The sequence below is a fragment of the Bifidobacterium eulemuris genome, assembly GCF_014898155.1.
Classification (GTDB): domain Bacteria; phylum Actinomycetota; class Actinomycetes; order Actinomycetales; family Bifidobacteriaceae; genus Bifidobacterium; species Bifidobacterium eulemuris.
On sequence record NZ_CP062938.1, the window covers coordinates 1,246,374 to 1,267,971 of the forward strand.

At 62.5% G+C, this 21,598-nt stretch carries 19 protein-coding genes and 1 pseudogene; 4 read left to right on the top strand and 16 right to left on the bottom strand.

What is annotated here, in order from left to right; translation table 11 throughout:
- Positions 1 to 8 precede the first annotated feature (8 nt).
- Positions 9 to 977 (bottom strand): aldo/keto reductase, encoded by a 969-nt coding sequence (locus BE0216_RS05610; protein WP_094637356.1) that lies wholly within the window; start codon positions 975 to 977, stop codon positions 9 to 11.
- Positions 978 to 1,211: 234 nt separating this feature from the next.
- Here BE0216_RS05610 and BE0216_RS05615 point away from each other — a divergent pair.
- A pseudogene (locus BE0216_RS05615) lies at positions 1,212 to 2,593 on the top strand (NCS2 family permease).
- Positions 2,594 to 3,325: 732 nt separating this feature from the next.
- Here the strand turns inward: BE0216_RS05615 and pstB are convergent.
- From pstB to BE0216_RS05645, 6 genes are all read right to left on the bottom strand, one after another.
- Positions 3,326 to 4,105 (bottom strand): phosphate ABC transporter ATP-binding protein PstB, encoded by a 780-nt coding sequence (gene pstB, locus BE0216_RS05620; protein ID WP_072724754.1) that lies wholly within the window; start codon positions 4,103 to 4,105, stop codon positions 3,326 to 3,328.
- 33 nt (positions 4,106 to 4,138) lie between these two features.
- Positions 4,139 to 5,128, bottom strand: a complete 990-nt coding sequence (gene pstA, locus BE0216_RS05625) for a phosphate ABC transporter permease PstA (RefSeq protein ID WP_072724752.1) — start codon at positions 5,126 to 5,128, stop codon at positions 4,139 to 4,141.
- Positions 5,128 to 6,081, bottom strand: a complete 954-nt coding sequence (gene pstC / locus BE0216_RS05630) for a phosphate ABC transporter permease subunit PstC (protein WP_094637357.1) — start codon at positions 6,079 to 6,081, stop codon at positions 5,128 to 5,130. Before pstC ends, pstA begins: the two co-directional genes overlap by 1 nt.
- A gap of 150 nt (positions 6,082 to 6,231) precedes the next feature.
- Entirely contained in the window at positions 6,232 to 7,353 is a 1,122-nt protein-coding gene (gene pstS, locus BE0216_RS05635; RefSeq protein WP_094637358.1) for a phosphate ABC transporter substrate-binding protein PstS, read from the bottom strand.
- A gap of 102 nt (positions 7,354 to 7,455) precedes the next feature.
- Positions 7,456 to 8,169 carry a response regulator transcription factor gene (locus tag BE0216_RS05640; protein WP_094637359.1) on the bottom strand — a complete coding sequence of 238 codons (714 nt, stop codon included), beginning with the start codon at positions 8,167 to 8,169 and terminating at the stop codon, positions 7,456 to 7,458.
- Positions 8,166 to 9,635 carry a sensor histidine kinase gene (locus BE0216_RS05645; protein ID WP_094637360.1) on the bottom strand — a complete coding sequence of 490 codons (1,470 nt, stop codon included), beginning with the start codon at positions 9,633 to 9,635 and terminating at the stop codon, positions 8,166 to 8,168. Before BE0216_RS05645 ends, BE0216_RS05640 begins: the two co-directional genes overlap by 4 nt.
- Between BE0216_RS05645 and BE0216_RS05650 the strand changes: the two genes are divergently transcribed.
- From BE0216_RS05650 to BE0216_RS05660, 3 genes are read left to right on the top strand one after another with little or no spacing between them, the layout of a single operon-like run.
- Positions 9,614 to 10,348 carry a hypothetical protein gene (locus BE0216_RS05650; protein ID WP_143249327.1) on the top strand — a complete coding sequence of 245 codons (735 nt, stop codon included), beginning with the start codon at positions 9,614 to 9,616 and terminating at the stop codon, positions 10,346 to 10,348. The two genes, BE0216_RS05645 and BE0216_RS05650, sit on opposite strands and share 22 nt — an antisense overlap.
- Before the next feature lie 39 nt (positions 10,349 to 10,387).
- Positions 10,388 to 11,623, top strand: a complete 1,236-nt coding sequence (locus tag BE0216_RS05655; RefSeq protein WP_094637362.1) for a sensor histidine kinase — start codon at positions 10,388 to 10,390, stop codon at positions 11,621 to 11,623.
- Positions 11,624 to 11,625: 2 nt separating this feature from the next.
- On the top strand, positions 11,626 to 12,246 hold the full coding sequence (locus BE0216_RS05660) for a response regulator transcription factor (RefSeq protein ID WP_094637363.1): 621 nt from the start codon (positions 11,626 to 11,628) through the stop codon (positions 12,244 to 12,246).
- 510 nt (positions 12,247 to 12,756) lie between these two features.
- Here BE0216_RS05660 and mtnN read toward each other — a convergent pair.
- The 9 genes from mtnN to BE0216_RS05705 all read right to left on the bottom strand — a co-directional run bounded on the left by mtnN (position 12,757) and on the right by BE0216_RS05705 (position 21,554).
- Positions 12,757 to 13,464 carry a 5'-methylthioadenosine/S-adenosylhomocysteine nucleosidase gene (mtnN, locus tag BE0216_RS05665; RefSeq protein ID WP_094637364.1) on the bottom strand — a complete coding sequence of 236 codons (708 nt, stop codon included), beginning with the start codon at positions 13,462 to 13,464 and terminating at the stop codon, positions 12,757 to 12,759.
- A 30-nt stretch (positions 13,465 to 13,494) separates the two neighbouring features.
- On the bottom strand, positions 13,495 to 14,688 hold the full coding sequence (locus BE0216_RS05670) for a 3-deoxy-7-phosphoheptulonate synthase (protein WP_094637365.1): 1,194 nt from the start codon (positions 14,686 to 14,688) through the stop codon (positions 13,495 to 13,497).
- Positions 14,689 to 14,884: 196 nt separating this feature from the next.
- Positions 14,885 to 16,015, bottom strand: a complete 1,131-nt coding sequence (locus tag BE0216_RS05675; protein WP_094637366.1) for a 3-deoxy-7-phosphoheptulonate synthase — start codon at positions 16,013 to 16,015, stop codon at positions 14,885 to 14,887.
- 180 nt (positions 16,016 to 16,195) lie between these two features.
- The gene (locus BE0216_RS05680) at positions 16,196 to 16,645 is read right to left on the bottom strand and encodes a MaoC/PaaZ C-terminal domain-containing protein (RefSeq protein WP_094637367.1); all 450 of its coding nucleotides are present in this window, start codon (positions 16,643 to 16,645) and stop codon (positions 16,196 to 16,198) included.
- 114 nt (positions 16,646 to 16,759) lie between these two features.
- Positions 16,760 to 17,887 (bottom strand): CaiB/BaiF CoA transferase family protein, encoded by a 1,128-nt coding sequence (locus BE0216_RS05685; protein WP_094637368.1) that lies wholly within the window; start codon positions 17,885 to 17,887, stop codon positions 16,760 to 16,762.
- Positions 17,884 to 19,056 carry a CaiB/BaiF CoA transferase family protein gene (locus BE0216_RS05690; protein ID WP_094637369.1) on the bottom strand — a complete coding sequence of 391 codons (1,173 nt, stop codon included), beginning with the start codon at positions 19,054 to 19,056 and terminating at the stop codon, positions 17,884 to 17,886. Before BE0216_RS05690 ends, BE0216_RS05685 begins: the two co-directional genes overlap by 4 nt.
- 9 nt (positions 19,057 to 19,065) lie before the next feature.
- Positions 19,066 to 20,205, bottom strand: coding sequence for an extracellular solute-binding protein (locus BE0216_RS05695; protein WP_094637370.1), 1,140 nt, complete (start codon positions 20,203 to 20,205; stop codon positions 19,066 to 19,068).
- Between the two features lie 88 nt (positions 20,206 to 20,293).
- The gene (locus tag BE0216_RS05700; RefSeq protein WP_094637371.1) at positions 20,294 to 21,166 is read right to left on the bottom strand and encodes a dihydrodipicolinate synthase family protein; all 873 of its coding nucleotides are present in this window, start codon (positions 21,164 to 21,166) and stop codon (positions 20,294 to 20,296) included.
- A 55-nt stretch (positions 21,167 to 21,221) separates the two neighbouring features.
- Complete coding sequence (locus BE0216_RS05705) at positions 21,222 to 21,554, bottom strand: L-rhamnose mutarotase (RefSeq protein WP_094637372.1); 333 nt, start codon at positions 21,552 to 21,554, stop codon at positions 21,222 to 21,224.
- Positions 21,555 to 21,598 lie beyond the last annotated feature (44 nt).

Sequence of the window (21,598 nt, forward strand, 5' to 3'; positions counted from 1 at the left end):
ACGGGAGGCTACGGAATGAGGTTGCCGGCGGCGACGTAGAGATCCCACCAGTCCTGCCGGTCGAGCGTGATGTCGGCGCCGTCGAGCATCTCGCCCAGGCGGGTCAGGCTCATCGAGCCGAGCACGGCTTGGATGTTCGCGGGGTGCCGCAGAATCCACGCGGTGGCGATGGCGTTGGCGCTCACTCCATACTTGGCGGCCTTGGCGTCCAATGCGGCGTTGAGTTCGGCGAAATGCGGATTGCCGACGAACGGACCGAATTCGGTGCCCGACTGGAACGGACTCCATGCCTGGATCGTCATCCTGCGCAGGCGCGAATACGAAAGCAGTCCGTCGGAATGGTTCGCCGGAGCCATTCCTTCGGCCGTGGAGTTGACCATCATCTCGTCGCTGACCATCCGCGCGTGCATCAGACCGAACTGCAGCTGGTTCGCCTCCAGTTTCTGCCCCAGCGACGCCTGCAGCAGCTCGACCTGCCACGGACCCATATTGCTCACGCCGAAATGACGCACTTTGCCGCTGGATTGCAGAATATCGAAGGCCTCGGCCACCTCATCGGGCTCCATCAGCGTATCGGGACGGTGCAGCAGCGCGAAGTCCACATAATCGGTCCCCAACGCCTCAAGCTCGCGCTCGAGCGCCTCGACGAGATGGGCGGCCGAGAAATCATACCGCAGCGCACGCACGCCCTGCGGATCGTCGTAGTCGATGACGATGCCGAATTTGGTTTGGATGAGGATGTCCTCGCGCTTAACGCCGGCGTCACGCCACGCGCGGCCGAACGTACGGGAGCTGGCGTGGGCGGCACCGGCCGTGAATCCGTAGATATCCGCCGTGTCGAAGAAGTTCACCCCCAGCTCGACCGCGGCGCGTACCGTTGTGGCCGCCGCCCCCGGATCCAGCGCGTCCATACGCATCACACCCAGCGCCACCTGCGACGCATGCACTCCCGACGTTCCGATTTCGATGGTCTTCATTGGCGACGCTCCTTCACTGCGATTGGCTATCTCACACCATAGTCCCGTTTCCGTGATTTCCCGTGATTCGCCGTGGTTGCCGCGTGGTCCCGCCGCGTCCCGCCGCGACTTAACCTGCGCGCGATATAATCGCGTGTGTTCTGGCCGGCCATGCCGCATCTGGCGACGCTGGCGGGGCGAGTCGCAATTCTCGCCGGGGATCGTAACCCCGCACAACCCAGGAAAGAAGAGACTATGGAGAAGTTCTTCCATCTCAAGGAGAACGGGACCACCGTGTCAACCGAAGTGTTGGCCGGCCTGACCACGTTCTTCGCCATGGCGTACATCATCGTCGTCAACCCGCAGATCCTTTCGCAAACCGGCATGCCATGGGGCGGCGTATTCCTCGCCACCATCATCGCGGCCATCATCGGCACGCTTATCATGGGCCTGTTCGCCAACGTGCCGTACGCCAGGCCGCCGGCATGGGTCTTAACGCGTTCTTCACCTACACCGTGTGCTTCGGCCTGGGCTTCACCTGGCAGCAGACGATGTGCATGGTGTTCCTGTGCGGCGTGATCAACATCATCATCACCGTCACCAAAATCCGCAAGATGATCATCATGGCCATCCCGGAGTCGCTGCAGCAGGCCATCGGCGGCGGCATCGGCCTGTTCGTGGCATATGTCGGCATGCTCAACGTCGACCTCATCACCTTCACCCCGGACGAGGAGACCACGGCCGCGACCGGCGCCACCCCCGGTCTGGCCACGTTCGACAATCCGGTGCTGTGGGTGTTCCTCATCGGATTGGCACTCGCCATCGCCTTCACCGTGCTCAAGGTCAGGGGCGGCATGCTGCTCGCCATCGCCATCACCACGATCGTCGGTATTCCGTTCGGCGTGACCACCTGGTCCGACTCGCAGTCCATCGCCCAGACCTTCTCCGAGCTGCCGACCACGTTCGGCGCGATCTTCACCGCCGAGGGCTTCCCCGCGCTGTTCTCCGACGTGTCCAAACTGCCGCTGGTGATTGTGACGATCTTCGCGTTCTCCATGTCCGACACCTTCGACACGCTCGGCACCTTCATCGGTACCGGCCGTCGCACCGGCATCTTCTCCGCCGAGGATGAGAAGGCCCTGGAGAACGGCCATGGCTTCTCCTCCAAGATGGACAAGGCGCTGTTCGCCGATTCCGTCGCCACCTCGATCGGCGCGATCTGCGGCACCTCGAACACCACCACGTACGTGGAGTCCTCCGCAGGCATCGCCGCGGGCGGCCGCACCGGCCTGACCTCCGTGGTCGTGGCCGTCTGCTTCGCGCTGTCGGCGTTCCTCGCTCCGGTCATCTCCGCCGTTCCCTCCGCCGCGACCGCCGGCGTGCTGGTCATCGTCGGCTGCATGATGGCGGCCTCCCTCAAGGAGGTCGACTGGGCCGATATCACCGAGGCGATTCCCGCGTTCTTCGCCGCGGTGTTCATGGCGTTCTCCTACTCCATCTCCTACGGCATCGCCGGCGGCTTCATCACCTACTGCATCGTGATGACCTGCAAGGGCAAGGCCAAGAACGTCCATCCGATCATCTGGACCGTGTCGGCGCTGTTCATCCTCGACTTCGTGCTCATGGCCGTGCTGTGACACGTAGCCGAACGCGGCGTTTCACCGCGGGAGGCTTCCAATTGATATGAGACCCCGTCCATACACGCATGGGCGGGGTCTTTTCGACCTCGCGCCGTCAGGACACGGTATCAGCGTGGACGGTCTGCTGGTTGGCGGCGAATCATCCACGTTTAGGCGTCTCTCAGCGTGGATGGCCGTATGGTTAATGGCGAATCATCCACGCTGACTGTTCGGAACGTGGATGGATTGCCTGTTACCGTCGATCCATCCACGCTAAAACACCCCTCAACGTGGACAACCACACAGTTGATGACCGTTCATCCACGCTCAGGATTCGAAACGTGGATGAATTGCCAGCCACCATCAATCCATCCACGCTAAGACACCCCTCAACGTGGACAAATCGACGGCTGGTGACGGATCATCCACGCCTGGACATTCCCCAGCGTGGACGACCGTACAGTTAGTGGCAAATCATCCACGCTGATGGGACCTTGGACCGGCCAAACAGCAAGAGCCGGCCTCAGGTCGATCAACCGGACCAAACAAAGAAGCCCCGCTTGGACGGGGCCCAAGTTCCTGTCGAGCTGAAGCTCGATTGCGACAACCCACCGGGCTGCCGCCACGTTTCGGCTGATGGATCAGCCGACCTAAACAAAGCAGCCCCGCCAAAGCGGGGCTCAAGTTCCTGTCGAGCTGAAGCTCGATCGCGACAGCCCACCGGGCTGCCGCCACGTTTCGGCTGATGGATCAGCCGAAACGTCCAGAGATATACCGTTCGGCTTCGGCGTTTTGCGGGTTGTTGAACATCGTGGTGGTGTCCGCGAAATACTCCAGATGGCCCGGCTGTCCCACGGCCTTCAGATTGAAGAACGCCGTGTAGTCGGCGATGCGGGCGGCCTGCTGCATGTTGTGGGTCACGATCACGATGGTGTAGTCGCTTTTCAGCTCGTTGATCAGATCCTCGACGGCGAGCGTGGAGATCGGGTCAAGCGCGGAGCAGGGCTCGTCCATCAACAGCACCTGCGGGTGCACGGCCACGGCGCGGGCGATGCACAGACGCTGCTGCTGGCCGCCGGACAGGCCGATGCCGGGATTGTCGAGACGGTCCTTGACCTCCTCCCACAGGTTCGCGCCGCGCAGGGCCCACTCGACCAGATCGTCCGCGTCGGACTTGGCGAGGCGCTTGTTGTTCAGACGCACGCCGGCGAGCACGTTCTCACGGATCGACATGGTAGGGAACGGGTTCGGACGCTGGAACACCATGCCCACGTCGCGGCGCACGGCCACGGGGTCGATGTCCTTGGCGTACAGGTTCTTGCCTTCAAGCAGCACCTCGCCCTCGACGCGGGCGCCGGGGATGATCTCGTGCATGCGGTCGAGCGTGCGCAGCACAGTCGACTTGCCGCAGCCGGAGGGGCCGATGAACGCGGTGACCTTGTTCGGCTCGATGTTGATGTTCACGTCCTCCACGGCCAGGAAGTTGCCGTAGTAGATGTTCTCGTGGATGACGTCAATGCGTTGTCCCATGTTGGTTCCTTCTGATTCCTAGGGTCTGGCGTTCTAGCGTTCCGACTTGACGGCGAAGATCTTCGCCACGACGCGGCCGATCAGGTTGAGCAGCAGCACGATGATGATGAGCACAAGGGCGGCGGCCCAGGCGCGCTCCATCGGGATGGTGGTCACGCAGGTGGCGTCGGCGCCCGCTGGACAGTTGGCGTTCAGCTTCGAATACTCCTGGTAGACGTACACCGGCAGGGTGGTCATCTGCCCGGAGAACAGGTTGAAGTTCGTCGAGGAGATGTAGCCCGCGGTCATCAGCAGCGGCGCGGTTTCGCCGATCACTCGCGCGATGGCGAGGATCGCGCCGGAGACGATGCCCGGCAGTGCGGTGCGCAGCACGATTTTGGTGATGGTGCGCTGCTTGGTGACGCCCAACGCGTAGGAGGCCTCGCGCAGATCGTTCGGCACGATTTTGAGCATCTCCTCGCAGGACTTGACCACGGTGGGGATCATCAGCAGCGACAAAGCCACGGATCCCTCGAAACCGTTGATGGTGCCGGGGCCGAGCAGAATCGTGAACATCGAGAAGGCGAACAGGCCGGCCACGATGGAGGGGATGCCGCTCATCACGTCGACCAGCAGCGAGATCACCTTGGCGAGCTTGCCCCGGTTGGAGTACTCCACCAGATACACGGCGCACATCAGGCCGATGGGGATGGAGATGAGCATCGCGCCCGCGGTGATCTCCAACGTGCCGATGATGGCGTGCTGCACGCCGCCGTAGCCGCCGGACGGCGTCTGGTTGCCGCCGATCACGTTGGTCATGTTGTAGCTCAGGAAGTTGAGGTTGAGCCGCTTGACGCCGTTGGAGATGGTGGTCCACAGCACGGAGACCAGCGGCACAAGCGCCACCACGAAGGCCAGCGCGATGATGACCCGCATGGCGATGTCCTTGGTCTTACGCGCCTGCTCGGAGGAACGGGTGGGCTTGAATTTGTCGAAGTCGATGACGGGCGCGCCGCTCATCGGGGATTTTTCGGCGGCACTCATCACGCACTCGCTTTCTCGGTGATCTTACGGGCGATGAAGTTGACCACGAAGGTGATGAGGAACAGGATCAGACCGGTTCCGATCAGCGTGGAGACGCCCAGATCGTTGGCTTCGGGATACTGCGCGGCGATGTTCGCGGCGATCGTCTGATTCTGCGAGGCCTGCAGCAGTTTGATGGAGTAGTTGAGTCCCGGCGAGAGGATCATCAGCACGGCCATCGTCTCACCCAGCGCGCGACCCAAGGCCAGCATGGAGGCGGACACGATGCCGGATTTGCCGAACGGCAGCACGGCGAGCTTGATCATCTCCCATTTGGTGGCGCCCAGGGCCAGCGCGGCCTCCTCGTGCAGGCGCGGGGTCTGCAGGAAGATGTCGCGCGACAGCGAGGTGATGATCGGCAGGATCATCACGGCGAGCACCACGGCCACGGTGGCCACGGTGCGCGACGGATTGGCGGCGGGGCCTTCGAACAGCGGAATCCAGCCGAGGTAGGTGCCCACCCAATTCCAGAACGGATAGATGGCCGGCACCAGAATCAGGCCGCCCCACAGGCCGTAGATCACCGACGGGATGGCGGCGAGCAGGTCGACCACATAGCTCAACGCGGCGGCGAGCTTCTTCGGCGCGTAATGCGAGATGAACAGCGCGATGCCGATGGAGATGAAGAATGCGATCACCAGCGCCAGCAGGGAGACGAGCACCGTGCCGAACAGCAGGGGCCCGACGTACTGCCAGAAGTTGGAGGCCTTGCCGCCGGTGAAGCTGGCGATGGTCTCGCTGTTGGCCTGCTGGTCACCGCCGATCAGCGGCCAGGCGCGGAAGAACAGGAACAGGAACACCGCGGCGAGCACCGCGAGGATCAGGATGCCGCAGGCGTAGGCCACGCCTTTGAACACCTTATCCGCGGTTTTGCCGCCGGCCGCCTGTTCGGCCGTTGTGCGTTGCGAACTCACAGGTTCTCCTTCATTGCGAATCTGATGCAACCATCGTAACCCAAACGGCGGGCGCGCCACAGGCACGGGGGATGATTCCGGCCCGTGCCTGCAGCGCCTATGCCCGTCGCCCGGGTTCGTCCGATGGATGGTGGGTCACCACTTGGAACACTACTTGGTCTGGATTGCCTCGATGGACGCGGCGACCTTCTCGCTCAGGCTGCTCGGCAGCGGAGCGGTGCCAGCGGCGTTCTGCGCGGCCTGCTGGCCTTCGTCGGAGGTCACGTAGGTGAGCCATTCCTTGACGAATTCGGCGGTGGAGGCGTCGGCGTAGACCGGGCAGGCGATGTCGTAGGAGACCAGCACGATCGGGTAGGCGCCGTCGGCCTCGGTGTTGTGGTTGAGCTTGACGACCACGCGGTTCTCACCGGTGACGGTTTCGTCGATCTCGGAATCCTCGACCACCTTGGAGCCGGCGTCGGCGGAGATCTCGGTGTACTGGTCGCCCACCTTGACGGCCACGGTGCCGAGGTCGCCCACCTGGGAGAAGTCGGCGTAGCCGATGGTGCCGTCGGCCTGCTTGACGGTGGAGATCACGCCGGAGGTGCCCTTGGCGCCCTGGCCGACCTCGTTAGGCCAGTTCTCGGACAGGTCGTAGGTCCAGTCGTCCGGGGCCACGTCCTTGAAGTAGCTCACGAAGTTCTGCGTGGTGCCGGACTTGTCGGAGCGATGCACCACGGTAATCGCGGTGTCGGGCAGGTCGAGGTCGGGGTTCTGGTCGGCGATGGCCGGATCGTTCCAGCTGGTGATCTTGCCGTCGAAGATCTTGGCGATGGTGGAGGCGTCCATATTGATGTGCTCGCCCTCGTCGGAGACGCCCTTCAAGTTGAACACCACGGCGATCGGGGAGATGTAGACGGGCACGTCGAAGGCGGTGGTGCCGTCGGCGCAGGCCGCGTCCTTGGACTGCTCGACCTCGTCGTCGGAGAGGGCCTTGTCGGAGCCGGCCCAGGCGATCGCGCCGGTCAGGAAGGAGCTCACGCCGGCGCCGGATCCGGTCGGATTGTAGGCGACGGTCACGCCGGAGTGGGCGGAGGTGAAGCCGGAGATCCACGCGTCCACGGCGGCCTGCTGGGAGGAGGCGCCGGCGCCGGCGAATTCGCCGGACAGGGTGGAGGAGCTGGAATTCGAGCCGTCGTCGATGGCGACGTTGTCGCCGCAGGCGGCGACGGAGGCGAGCATGGCGATGCCGGACAGCGCGGCAAGGGAGCGCACGAGAGCATTCTTACGCATGATTCTTATTTCCCTCTATCAATGTTTTTCGCGGCCTGGGCCGCCGTGTCATTGCTTGACACATACCAGCCTATGGGATTTCGGCGGGGTCCCGCGCCGAAATCAGTGAACGGAAGATGAACAATCATCAATCTTATATCCCAAACCGCGCACGGTGGTCAGATACTGCGGATGCGCGGGATCCTCCTCGATTTTGGCGCGTACGCGTTTGACGTGCACGTCGAGGGTTTTGGTGTCGCCCACATAGTCCGAGCCCCAGATGCGGTCGATGAGCTGGTGCCGGGTGAGCACGCGCCCCTTGTGCTGCATCAGATATTCGAGCAGTTCGAACTCCTTGAGCGGGAAGAACACGTTCTCGCCGCGCACGGTGACCTCATGCTGCCCGATCTGCATGGCGATATCGCCGCATACGAGCGGCAGGTCGGCGTCCGCGCCGCCCGAGACCTGCGCGACGTCCTGGTTGCGGCGCATCACGGCCCGGATGCGCGCGAGCAGCTCGCGGAAGGAGTACGGCTTGGTCACGTAATCATCCGCCCCGATCTCCAATCCGACGACCTTGTCGATCTCCGCGCTTTTGGCGGTGAGCATGATGATCGGCACGCGGCTTTGCTCGCGGATGCGCCGGCACAGCGAGGTGCCGTCGATGCCGGGCAGCATCAGGTCGAGCAGCACCAGGTCGATGCCACCTTGGGTGAACAGCTCCAATCCCTCCTCGCCACTGGCCGCGGCGGAGACGTCGTAGCCCTCGCGGGTGAGCTGGTAGACCAGCGGCTCGCGGTAGGATTCCTCATCCTCGACGATCAGAATGCGTGTCATTTCGCCCTTTCTTGAGTGTCTTGGGTGGTATGCCCCTGCCTTTCGGCGGATGGCAGTTCGATGGTGAATGTGGAGCCTTCGCCTTCGCGCGACCACACGGTGATGGTGCCGCCGCAGTCCTGAACGCAATGCTTGACGATCGCCAGGCCCAGTCCGGTGCCGCCGGTGGCCCGCGAGCGCGCCGGATCCACGCGGTAGAAACGTTCGAAAATGCGGCCGAGCGAGGCCTGCGGGATGCCGATGCCCTGGTCGATGACGCGGATGGTCGCCGTGCCGTCTCGTTCGCTGACCGCCACGTTGACGGTGGTGCGTTCGGGCGAGTAGCGAATCGCGTTTTCGATGAGGTTTTTGACCGCGGTGGTGAGGGATTCCTCGTCCGCGTTCACCAGCACGTCCTGCGACGCGTCGGAAGCCGCCATGCCTTGCGTGAAGTCTGTGGAATCGCGCGCGATATCTGCGAGTTCCGCGTCATCCGTGGGTTCCGCGGCATCTGTAGGTTCCGCGCTCCGCAGGTTTTCGCCGGCGATTCCAGCGTCCGTGGATACCGGCTTGCCCGCGCAGGAGAGCCGCACGTCGATATGCTTGGCGGCGGCCTGCACGCGGTTCTCGGCGATAGCCTCGCGAGCCACGGCGAGCACCGACAGCCGTTGAGCGGCGGGCAGGGCGGTGTCGTCCTGCGCTTTCTGCAGGTCGATCAGTCGGTGCACCAGTTCGGTGAGCCGTTCGGATTCCTTGGAGACACGGCCGGAGAAGTAGCGCACGGCGTCCGGATCGTCGGCCGCGTCGGCGATGGTTTCGGCGAGCAGGGCGATCGCGCCCGCCGGGGTTTTCAGCTCGTGCGAGACGTTGGTGACGAAGTCGCGGCGCATCGCCTCGAAGCGCCGCTGTTCGCTCATGTCACTTAAGAGGATCGCATAGCGCGCGGGGGCGATCGCACCCACGCGCACGTTGAGATAGCGCGTATGCGAGGGGGCGGATTGTCCGGCCTTCACGCCGCGTCCGCTGCTGGGTTCGGCGGATTCGACGGCGGCATGGTCGATGGGCATGCGCACCTCGCGTTCGCGGGTTTCGCCGTCGCTCACGACTTGGGCGAGGATGTCCCCCACCTCCGGCGAGACGAGACGGGACGCCTCGACCAGGCCGAGCGGCATCGCGTCGGCGCTGGCGTAGTGGACGAAGCCGTGGGCGTCCGCGATGATCACGGCGTCCGTCATCACCTGGATGAAGCCCTCTTCGGCGGCGCGCACGGGCAGGTCGGACCCAAACAGCGATGCGTCGGCGTTCTGCGGCAAGCCGGCACCGGTCGAGCCAGTCGGCCTAATCAAGCCGGCCGTTCCCCCGCCGGCGTATCGGGAGCGGGCGTCGCGTTCGCCCACGTCACGACCGCGCATATAGGCGAGCGCGACCGCCACCGCCAGCACGGCCACGGCGACCAGCGCCGGCAATGCGATCTGCCACCATTGCATCATGCGGTCCTTTCGTCCATTCGCCTTCCCAGACTATCGCCGGTCACCCAAAACATGGCCATTGGACCGCAGAAGTTCAACTGGAATTCACTTTGGCGGCGGATACGCAAGGGCCAATGGGCCGGCTCTTCCAAGCGACGGACCCTCACGAAGTTCTGTCCGTTCGTATGAGTTCCATCGACATGCGGAATACCTCATCGATGGACAATGAACATGTCAATCGTTCATTCGTTTCCCTGAAGAAAGGACACATAATGGGAAGGAGCCGTCATTCAGCAAAACACAGAATCTATATAGTGGGTTTTTCCGTCGTCCTGATAGCGATGTTGGCGTTATATGCTGCGGGGAATGTGTTTTTCTCCCCGATTTCCAACATGTCCCGCAACTGGAACGTTACGTTCCCTCATGGAGCGTATGTTACTTTCCACAAAGAAGACATCGGATTCCAAGGCGACGGAACACGCTTCACCACCATCACAATACTGCGGTTTTCCAATGTTGAGAACACTGTTTTAGATACCGATGATTACTCTGCTCCCTCGGAAGAGGATTTCGATACCATCAATTCGGTGGAGAAAGAGCTCCAAATTCCTTCTTTGAATATGGATTCTAATCATCACTATCAAGCAAAAAGAATCTACAACCATAATGGAATACTGCTGATCATCAGCGACAACAACCAGCAATTTTACTGCTACGAATTTTTACAATGAGGTGGAAATGAAGAGGCACAACGTGGTCAGGGTACAGTTATGGCTGTGAGAAACAGCATCCTGTTCAAGGAACGTACTCTATATTGCGCAATCTCGTGGCTTTTCGCCATAGGAATCATTGCCGACTGGGCAAACACGCTGGGAGCCACTCCGCTGCTCCATGCAGAGAATCTCATTGTGGTAATGCTGCTTCTGTTTCTACCGCTGCGTCCGGTCATCTTCGCTTCGATCATCGTAGTCGTTTGTTTTGTTCTCGCATTTGCGCCATTCCCGTCGGCCGGAGTCTACTGGTTGCAGGCATCTCCTGTTTGGCTGGCATCTGCGGTGCTCGGCAAGCATATCGCCAATGTCATTATTCCCTCATGCGCATTCGTTCTGTTTCAATCGCTCATCATCGTTGGCTCAGCCACGCAGTTATGGTGGGTTTCAAGTTTTGCCGCCACCATGCAACCTGTTATCGTCGCTTGGGGCATCGGCGCGCTTATAGGTCAGATGACACGCAACGAGCGAGAACGAGCCGCTGCCGAAATTCAAAATCAACAGCGGGCGCACCAACTTGAGATGCTCCACGTATTGCATGATTCCGTGGCCAATAATCTGGTGTACGCTCTGGCTCGGCTACGTTCTTTTCAGTCGAATACGCCAGCCGGCAATAATCTGAAAGACGTTGGGGAGATAGCGGATGTTCTGGCGCTCAGCCTGCACGAGTTGCGCCAACAAGTCATCATACCAACTCGGCGCAAACTCGATCTCACCGATGCCCGACCGATTTCATCTGTTCAAAGCCCCGGTCCAACTCCGGAGTCCACGGAGCATACGCTACTTCAAACGATACAAAGCGCCGCACATCGTCTTCACGAACAAGGTTTTATCGGAATGCCACAAGTCATCGGACAGGTTGAGCATCTCACTCCTTCACGGATTGAGCTGATATCGCATTGCGTGCGGGAGGTCGGCGGCAACATCATCAAGTACGGCATGCCTGGGCCGTATGCTTTGGCTATCGACACGGATGAACAGACCATATCCATACTCTCGTCAAATCGTTGTTCTACGCCACACCCACATGAACAAAGTTCGAAATTCACTGATATCGACGCTGGAACCAGCACCGGCCTCCGTTTAATCACCGAGGAGATCAGTCGCGCCGGAGGAACGGTTTCAACCAGTCAGGAGTCCGGGGAATGGACCATCTTCATTTCGATTCCCTCTGGCTCGCATCCTCCAGTCCCCTCCGAGTCCTTTAATTCCTCCGATAACGGAAGCGAGGCATAACCATGTGCACCGAATCGTTAACCGTAGGTATTGTGGACAATGACCCACTGGTCTCTCAGGCGCTTGTATCGATGTTCGACGATCAACCCTCACCGCTGCACGTATTATGGAATGTTCGCAATGGTCACGATGCGCTGGCCTTGTGCGAGTACACCACCACACAGCCGAACGTCGTGCTCACGGATCTACGAATGCCTGGAATGGACGGCAAACAGCTGGCGACGCACATCACCCGAAAGTACCCGCAGATCACCGTCATCGGTATCACAGCCTTCCCCGTCGAGAACACCGATGAGGAATTGCGCGAGGCAGGGATACATGCCGTGTTATTCAAAGAGGCGGCCATACAAGACTATGTGCATACCATCGGACACGCCACCGGCAAAACCTCGCTCATCACTTGGCAACAGCAATCATTGGCATTCCAACGGCTACTGCTTACCGACACGGAAATCTCAGTATTGAGGGAATATCTGAAAGGCCGGACCACCATCGCAGTAGCGCATACCATGCATATGAGCGAGGGAACCGTAAAAACGCATATGAATAACGCTTACAAAAAGCTCGGCGTACATAGCCGAGCCGAAGCGATACGCGTGTGCGTGCGCGAACATATCGTGTAGGAGGGCCTCGCTCAAGCCGGATAGAGACCACAGACGTTTGACGATGGACAGCTAGCGGGCGGCAGTGTCGACTATCGGAAGAGGGCTTCGCATGGCGTGCGGCTTGGCACCTGTTTCGAAAGCCCGCCCATAACGCATCGAAGCCATTCGCTTCAGCCTATCTGCGTTACCGGTAGTGGATTCGGCCTCCTGCGGATATCGATCTGCGTTACCGGTAGTGCCCTAGAGACCGCACGCCACTTACGTTCGTTGAAATATGGGGCATGGTAGTGGGAGTAACGCCAAAAGGACACTACCCGTAACGCAGATCGATGTCTGCAGATACGAAAATCCACTACCCGTAACGCAGATAGCCCCGCGCCATGACCGTTATCGGATCATAACGCGGGGCCAACAAGCTCGTTGATGTCACAACGTGTGGTCGTTGTCCTTATTCTCTTTGACCAGAAACAGAGGGAGCAGCGCGATCGGCCATCACGGCATATAACCAACCCATGCCGTCCGCGCCCGCTACAGGCGCTTGACGATGTCGACGGCGAGGCGGGCGGCGGTGTCGGCGTATTCGGAGATGTCGAACTCCTTGAACACCTCGTAGTCGGTGTCGGCGTTGTCGCTCATGGCGCGGATCACCAGCGCGGGAACGTCGTTGCGCGCAGCGACGTGGGCCACGGCCGCGCCCTCCATCTCCACGGCGTCGGCGCCGGTGGCGTTCACCACCTCCATCACCTTGGCGGGGCTGTCGACGAAATAGTTGCCGGAGGCGATGATGCCGGTGATATGCGTGGTGCCGGCGGCGGTGAGCGCCTCGTCGGCCACGCGCAGCAGCCGCTCGTCGGAGTGGAATTCCTCGACCGGCTCGGTGGCGGTGCCAGGCTTCCACTGGCCGACCAGACGCATGTCGGTGTCGAGGTAGCGCAGGGTGCCACCGAGCACCACGTCGTTGATGTGCAGGTCGCGGTTGAGGTTGCCGGCGATGCCGGTGAAGATCAGCGCGTCCGGACGGTAGACGTCGATGAGATGCTGTGTGGTGGCGGCCGCGTTCACCAGGCCCATGCCGCCGACGGTGGCCGCCACGGCGACGGCTTCGCCCGCGTTCGTGGTGATGGTGCCGCGGGAGACGGCCAGGCTCGCGGCCTTATCGACTTCGACGTTATCCAGCGCGCCGGCGATCAGCGCCACTTCCTCATCCATCGCGCCGATGATCGCGATCGTCTTCATTTGTGTGCTCCTTCTATGTAATTGTGTAAATCAGCTCCAGCGGCGGGTGGCGACGGCTTCGGCGAGTTCGCGCAGCAGGCTGGCCGTGTCGGGCCAGCTGATGCATTTGTCGGTGATCGACTTGCCGTACACCAGCTCCTTCAATGGCGCGGCGGGCTGGTTGCCGCCCTCGAGGAAGCTTTCCATCATAATGCCGGTGATGCCGCGCTCCCCGCCTGCGATGCGGCCTGCGATGTCGCGCACCACCTCGGCCTGACGATGCTCGTCCTTGCCGGAGTTACCGTGCGAGCAGTCCACGATCACGCCATGCGAGGCGGCGCAATCGGCCGGCATCATCGCGCGGATGTCATCCATCGCGGCGGCCACGGACGCGGCGTCGTAGTTGGGCCCGTGGATGGAGCCGCGCAGCACCACATGGCAGTCGGGGTTGCCGAGCGTCTGGATCGAGCAGGCGCGCCCCTTATGGTCAATGCCGAAGAACGCGTGCCGTTGCGCGGCGGAATAGCAGCCGTTGACCGCGGCCTTGACCGAACCGTCGGTCGCGTTTTTGAATCCCACCGGCATGGACAGGCCGGAGGCGAGCTGGCGGTGGATCTGGCTTTCCGTGTTGCGCGCGCCGATCGCGCCCCAGCTGACCGCGTCGGCGATGAACTGCGGCGAGGTGGGTTCGAGGAATTCCGTGGCGGCCGCCAGTCCACAGCCGAGCACGTCGAGCAGGATGCGCCGGGCCAAGAGCAGGCCTTTGCGGATGTTGTGGCTGCCGTCGATGTCGGGATCGTTGATCAGCCCCTTCCAGCCGACCGTGGTGCGCGGCTTCTCGAAATACACGCGCATGACGATGAGCAGATGCTCATCGAGTTCGTCTTTGAGTTTGGCCAGACGGCGGGCGTAATCGAGCGCGGCGGCCGGATCGTGCACGGAGCAAGGGCCGACGATCACCAGCAGACGGTCGTCCATGCCGGTCAGGCAGGCGCGGATCTCGTCGCGCGAATACGAGACGATCTGCTGCGCGTGCTCGTCAAGCGGCATGTCGGTGAGCACCTGCGCGGGCGTGGGCAGCGGCTCGAGTTCGATGACGCGGCGGTTGATGATGCGGTTGACGCCTACCATATCCTCCCAGCGGGGCACGTCGGTGGCGACCAACGGATTCTTGCCCTCGTCCATCGCCTGCTTGATGACGCGAAGGTCCTCGGCGATGTCGCGGGGCTTGTCGTTCGGCTGCATAGTCTGCACTCTCCTTGGTTCTCACCCCAAGAATAACCGACCCCGTTCCGCGCGGGAAACGAGGTCGGTCCGAAGCGTTCACGCCGGGCCGCGGATCACCATCCGCAGGCCGGCATAAGGCACAACATAAGACGCGGTATAAGGCGCGGTGGATGGGTCGGGGCGCTTCCGGCGGAGAGCCCGCGCGCCATCACAATCAGCGGGCGCGGCGGGCGTCGACGGCGTCGGCCAGCTTATGCAGCAGTTCGGCCGTGCGGTCCCACGGCACGCAGGAATCGGTGACGGACTGGCCGTACACCAGTTGGTCGAGCGGCGCGGGCTTCTGATTGCCGGCGACCAGGAAGCTTTCCATCATCACGCCGAGAATGCCCAGCTCACCGGCGGCGACGCGTTCGGCGATCTCCTCGACCACCTCGGCCTCACGCACCTCGTCCTTGCCGCAGTTGCCGTGCGCGGCGTCGATCACCAGACCGTGCTCGCTGGGGCCGGAAGCCTTCGAAGCCTTGAGCGACTCCAACGCCTCCGCCACGGACGCGGCGTCGTAGTTGGGGCCGTGGCTGGATCCGCGCAGCACCAGATGGCAGTCGGGATTGCCCTTGGTTTCGGCGGAGATCACACGGCCGTCGAGGTTGATCGACAGGAAATGGTGCTCGAACGCGGCGGCGAAGCAGGAGTCGGCGGCCGCTTTGATGGAGCCGTCGGTGGAGTTCTTGAAGCCCACCGGCATCGACAGACCGGAGGCGAGCTCGCGGTGCACCTGGCTTTCGGTGTTGCGCGCGCCGATCGCTCCCCAGCTGATCAGATCGCAGATGTACTGCGGGGTGATCGGGTCGAGCCATTCGGTGGCGGTGGGAAGTCCCAGGCTGAGCACGTCGGTGAGCACCTTGCGCGCCATCCACATGCCTTTGCGGATGTTGAAACGGCCGTCGAGGTCGGGATCGTTGATCAGGCCCTTCCAGCCGATGGTGGTGCGCGGCTTCTCGAAATACACGCGCATCACGATGACCAGACGGTCCTCGAGCTCGCGTTTGACGGCGGCGAGCTTCTCGGCGTATTCGTGCGCCGCCTTGGGGTCGTGGATCGAACAGGGGCCGACGATCACCAGCAGACGGTCGTCGCGACCGTGCAGCACGTCGCGGATCTCCTGGCGCGAATGCAGCACCAGCTCGCTCATCTCGTCGGTGAGCGGCAGCTCCTTCAGAAACGCGCGGGGCGCGGGAATCGGGTCGAGCTGGCGGATGTTGACGTCGACCGTCTCCGGAAAGACGGCCTGCTCCCCCAAGCGACGATCGTCTTCGGAACTGTCCGGACCGCGCAATGCTGCCATGCCGACTCTCCTCTCTGCGTGATGCGTGCGAATGTATGAATATACACGGGCGTATACGAACACCCCACCTTAACGGATGGGGTGCGATACGCGAAACCGGATGACCGTTACGTGGAACAACCCCCGCATGGTGGCCATCCGGCTTGCGTCACATGGAACTACGCCATGCAGAACGCGGCGTCAGGAAGTTTTCTTCTGGCACATCAGCAGATGGTCGGCCACCATCACGGTCTCCCCGCGCTGGTTGATGATGGCGAGACGCTCGGTCACGACGCCTTGGTCCGCATGCTTGGGCGAGTCCTTCTTCTCATGGATGGTCACCTCCGTGTGGATGGTGTCGCCGATGAACACCGGCTTGATGAAGCGCAGATGGTCGTAGCCGTAGGAGAAGGCCACCGGATTGACGAACGACGCGGTCAGGCCGACGCCCACGCTGAAGGTGAGCGTGCCGTGGGCGATGCGCTGGCCGAATTCGGTGGTTTTGGCGAATTCGGCATCCATATGGTGGGGGAAGAAGTCGCCGGTCTGCCCGGCATGGATCACGAAATCCGCTTCCGTGATGGTGCGGGCGCCGGTCACGCGCGTGCTGCCCAGTTCGTAATCCTCGAAATACAGTGTCTGTTCGGCCATTGTGGTTCCTTTCTGAACGTGATGAACGTGATGGATAAACGTGGTGAACGTGATGTGTGCTTGGGAATGCTCCGTTTGAGCGCTATGGGTGCCACGCGGCCGCCACAGCCGCCCTCACAGGTATTGCGCGTTGTCCTGTCCGACGGTCGGAGCCGCCGGGCCGCCCTTGTACCGCTCACCGTCGATACGAATCGGACAGCAGGTGGTGGCGATGGAGACGCCGTTGGGACGGCGCACCTCCTGCACCATGTCCAGCGCTTGGAACGCCTCCGTGTCCATCAGCGTGTCCCAGGTGTACACGTCCGCGCACCAGACATCCGCAGGTTCGAGAATCGACAGCCAGTGGGCGGTGGTTTCGCCCGCGAGGTGATCGACCAGCACACGCTTGATCTCGTCGCGCCTGCGATGCCAGTCGTCCGGATCCGTGTAGCCGAGCAGTTTCTCGCATCCGATCAGCTCGCCGAGCCGGGGAATGGGGATCATGGCGAGCGCCAGATAGCCGTCCGCCGTGGCGTAGATGCCGTACGGGGCGCTGATGTAGGCGTTGGCGTTGTTGACGGCGCTGCGTTGCGGCGGTTTGTGCCCGTCGTTGAGGTAGGTGGTGAGCACCTCGAACTGCATGTCCAGCAACGCCTCCAACAGGCTGACGTGCACGTGCGCGCCGACGCCGGTGCGTTTGGCGCGCAGCAGGCCCGCCATCACGCCTTGGACGAGCAGCTGTCCCGCGAACAGGTCGGCCACCGACAACCCCATCGGGGTCGGCGGCTGGCCGGCGTCGCCGTTCAGCCAGCAGATTCCCGACAGCGCCTGGGCCAGCAGATCCTGCCCGGGTTTGCCGGACCACGGTCCGCTTTCGCCGTAGCCGCTCACCTCGCCGTACACCAGACGCGGATTGATGGCGGTCATGGCGTCGTATCCCACGCCGATGCGGTCGGCCACGCCCGGACGGTAGTTGACGACCATCACGTCAGCCTCGCGTACCAGCCTCTCCAACACGGTCCGGCTGCCCGGATCCTTCAGATCGAGCGCGATGGCCTTCTTGTTGCGGTTGATCGCATGGAACAGCGAACTGTCGCCGTCGATCACGCAGTCGGATATATACAGCGAACGGCAGATGTCGCCGCCTCCGGGCCGTTCGACTTTCAACACTTCGGCACCGAGGTCGGCCAGCCGCAAGGTGGCCGAAGGCGCGGAGAGGAACTGGCTCAGATCCAGCACTTTGATGCCTTGCAACGGTTTCATCGCTTCGCTCCTTCCCTCGCATTCGCGTCGAGTCCGAACTCGGCGACGATGCGGTCGGTGTCGGCGCCCAACCGCGGGGCCGGCTTCGAGGCCGGACGGTCCTCCCCAAGAAAACGTATCGGGCAACGTGTGGTGAACAGCGAAGGGTCGCCTTCGCGCGCGACGTCTTGGATGAAGTCGAGCGCTTTGAACGCTTCGGAGGCGACCAGCCGTTCCCAGGTGTACACGTCGGAGCACCAGACGCCGGCCGGCTCCAGCAGCGACAGCCAATGGTCGGTGGTGCCGCCCAGCAGCGCCTCGCCGATCTCGCGTTTGATCTCATCGCGTTTGGTGAACCATTCGGCCTCGTCGGTGCGGGCGGCCACCGCGGAAGAGCCGATAAGCTCGCCGATGCGGCTTACCGACCCCATGGCGAGCGCCAGATAACCGTCCGCCGTCTCGTAGATGCCGTATGGGGCGGCCAGATAGGCGTGCGCGTTGTGGTAGGCGCTGCGTTGGGGAGCGCGGCGTCCGTCGTTGAGGTAGGTGGTGAGCACTTCGAACTGCATGTCGAGAATCGATGACAGCAGGCTGACCTCCACGTGGCCGCCCTCGCCTGTGGTCTCACGGCGGATCAGACAGGAGAGGATGCCTTCGACCAGATGCACGCCGGTGTAGGAGTCGGCGAGGGACAGGGCGAAGGGCATGGGCGGCTGTCCGTCGTCGCCGTTCAGCCATGCGAGGCCGGACAGCGACTGCACCAGCAGATCCTGGCCGGGCTTGCCCACCCAAGGACCCACCGTGCCGTAGCCACTGACCGAACCGTAGACGAGACGCGGGTTCAACGTCTTGACATCGTCGTAGCCCAGTCCCATCTTCTCCATCACACCGGGGCGGAAGGCTTCGATCAGCACATCCGCCTGCGCGATCAGACGCTTCACTTTGGCGAGGTCGTCCGGATCCTTCGTGTTCAGCGCGACGCTTTCCTTATTGCGGTTGATCGCGTGGAAGTTGACCGCGTCGCCATCCGACCACAGTCCCTCCAACGCCAGACGCCGGGATCCATCGCCCACTCCGGGGCGTTCGATTTTGATCACGCGCGCGCCGAGGTCGGCCAGGCGCATCGCGGCGGACGGGCCGGCGAGATACTGGCAGAAGTCGAGGACCACCATGCCCTCAAGCGGTTTCATCGTTGCTCCTTACTGCTCGCGCGAACGCACATACAGGGCATCCAACTGGTCGAGCACGGCCTCGGCGGCGCCGTCGCCGCGCACGAAGTCCTGGATGAACCCGCCCGCGTTGTCCTGGAAGGTGAGATATCCACTGTAGCGTGGACGCATGTAGCTCGCGTCCAAGGTTTCCAGCGTGTCCGCGAAGAAATCGAGCGTCGTGCGGTTGCACTCCTCGTCCAGCCATGCGGCGCGGTGCCCGGGCTGGCCGCCGTTGTCGGCGAACAGGGTGCGCTGCACCTCGCCGGAAGCCGCGTATGCGACGAAGTCGGCGGCCTCGCGCGGATGCCGGGTGCCGGCGGAGATGGCCAACCCGGTGCCGCCAAGCACGCCGGTGACCAGTCTGCCGGCGTATGCCGGCACATTGCCCGCTTTGAGCGCATGCTCGGCGTAACCGCGGCGCGAATAGTTCACATAGCCGTACACCCACGGGCAGTAGCTGAGCGTGTCCGACTTGGCGAGTCGCTCGTGCAGTTCGATGGTGCTCCACTCGAATACGGCCGGATCGCATAGCCTGGCCAGGCGGCGCATATCCTCGAGCACACGAACGCCGGTGGCGCGGTCCACGACATGTTCCTCTCCCGGCGCGAACAGGCGGCCGCCGGCGGTGTTGCACAATCCGATGAAATCCATCAGCAGGTATTGCGGGGTGCCCGCGAAGGCCACAACGCCCTGCTTCGCAAGCTCAAGCACCTCGTCGAAGGTCGACGGAACGGCGTCGGCCGACAGCCGGTCGGGTCGCCATACGGCCACCGGCGAGGCGGCGTCGATGGCGAGCGCGCTTTGGAATCCGTCGAAGTCGTAGCTGGCGCACGACTGGCCGACCGAGTTGGCGCGTTGGTCGGCCATATAGTCGGCGTCAAGCCATTCGTCGAGCGGAAGCAGCACGTTGTGGGCCGCGGCGAATCCCGCCCACGGATGGTCGATGATCAGCAGGTCGTATTCGGCGGCCAACTGGTCGATGGGTTTGCTTTCGAATTCCGTCAGGGAACGTTTGTGCCAGGTGATGTCGAATCCGGGATGCAGTTCGGCGTAGCGCTGGGTGACGCCCACGATGGAGGTGAAGCCACGGCTGTGGCCCCATGTGATGCCTTTGAGTTGCACAGACATATCGCCTCTCTTCTTGGATGTCTGTTGGTTGGTCGGATGCCGACGGAGCCAGGCCCCGCCGGCGCGGATGGCGGATGGCGGCCGTGGATCAGCCGATGAGGTTGTCGGCGATCGCGCGGTCCACTCGGGCGGCGGCTTCGGCGCCGAGCGGCAGGAACGGTTTGCGCACTTCGCCCACGTCGAATCCACGCGCCGTCATCGCGTGCTTGATCGAGGGGAACAATCCCTCGCGCATGATGACCTCCATGAGATTGTTGGCTTTGATCTGCAGGTCGCGCGCGGTGTCGAGGTCACCGGATTCGAAGGCCCGCATGATGGCGGTGAAGTGCGGCAACGTGAAGTTGAAGGTCGATCCGACGAATCCGTCGCAGCCCATGGCCAGGAACGCGACCATAAGGTTCTCGAATCCGCCGAAGATCTTCAGATCCGGGTTGATGGCGCGCAGGCGGTCCATCTCATACAGGTCGAGGTTGGTGTGCTTGAATCCGGCGATCGATCCGCTGGCGAACATCGCGCGGGTGTCCGCGTCGTAGAAGTCCAACGTGCGGTGGGTGTTCATCGGAATGTTGTAGTAGTAGACGCCTTCGCCGATGGCCGACGCGATGTCGTCGTAGTACGAGGCGACGGCGGCCGGCGAGTAGCCGAAATAGATCGGCGGGGTCGCGGCCACGCGCTGGTAGCCCATCTGCTTGGCGGCGGTCGCGTACCGCACGGCTTCGTCGGTGCCGCAGGAGCCGACATGGGCGAACAGTGTGCACCGGTCCTTGTATTCGGCGAACACCTCGAACAGGTGCAGCCGCTCCTCGGGGGTCAGCAGGAAGCATTCTCCGCTTGATCCCTCCACGAAGAAGCCCGCCGCCCCCTCATCGAGATTCCTTTCCACCAGCCGACGGATGAGTTCGTCGTCGATGGCGCCGTTGTCGTCGTATGGCACGATGGCCGCCACATACAGCCCTTCCATGTCGTGCGCTCCTTTCTTGCGTGTTGTGCGATGATGCCTTCCGCCGCCCGCGGACCTAGTCGAGGTGGTACACCTGCTCCATATCGACCCAGGGCCCGTCTTCGGTGAACGGCTTCATGCATGGCACCACGGCCGCCCACCATTCCTGCGTGGTGGGGTCGGCCGCCATTTTGGCCATATCGGCCTCGTAGTCGTCGCCGACGTACTCGTAATAGGAGAACAGCAGGCCGTCGTAGTGGTAGATGGAGTAGTTCCGCAGATTGCAGGCCTTGATCATCTCATTGACGCCCGCGAAGGGGTTGGCGTGAAAGGCCTTGTATTTGGCGTATCCTTCGGGGCCGTCGGCTCGGGACACGCTGCCGAATCGTTGGATGGTGTTGTCGCTCATGGGATTCTCCTTGTGGATGTTGTCGTGATGGATGAATGGGTGCG